The organism is Mesorhizobium sp. M4A.F.Ca.ET.020.02.1.1 (assembly GCF_004022645.1).
GTDB lineage: Bacteria > Pseudomonadota > Alphaproteobacteria > Rhizobiales > Rhizobiaceae > Mesorhizobium.
In genome coordinates, this window is record NZ_RZOI01001352.1 from 1 (window position 1) to 561 (window position 561).

General features: G+C 67.4%; 1 protein-coding gene. It reads left to right on the forward strand.

The genetic code is table 11. The features are described 5' to 3' along the window. A partial coding sequence (locus tag EN742_RS37090) for a YbfB/YjiJ family MFS transporter (protein WP_128333997.1) occupies positions 1-561 on the forward strand: 561 nt, incomplete at both ends.

Below are 561 nucleotides of genomic sequence, written 5' to 3' on the forward strand. Positions count from 1 at the left end.
ATCATCAATGGCGCCGAAGACCGCGAGCCGGCGCTGCCGAAGGACCGCTCAATGCTGAAGATGATCGTTGCCTATGGCCTGTTCGGTTTCGGCTATGTGGTGACAGCGACCTTCCTCGTCGCCATTGTGCGCCAGAGCGGCGGCGGGCGCGTGTTCGAGGCCATGGTCTGGATGGTCACCGGGCTCGCCGGTTTTCCGTCCGTCTGGCTGTGGCAGAAGGTCGCCGGAAGGTCCGGTCTTTACCCAGCCTACGTGCTCGCTTGTCTCCTCGAGGTGGTCGGCGTCGCCGCAAGCGTCGTTGTCGGCGGCTATGCCGGTCCGCTGCTGGCTGGCGTTCTGCTTGGCGGCACCTTCGTCGCCATCACCGCGCTCGGTCTGCAGGCGGCAAGGCAGCTCGCGCCCCGGTCGCCGCGCCGCATCTTCGCGCTGATGACCGCCGCCTTCGGCGTTGGCCAGATCATCGGCCCGATCGCTGCCGGCATGCTGGCGCAAGCCTCCGGCAACTATGTCTCGGCCTCGATCACGGCGGCGGTCGTCCTGCTCGTCTCCGCCGTCATCGCC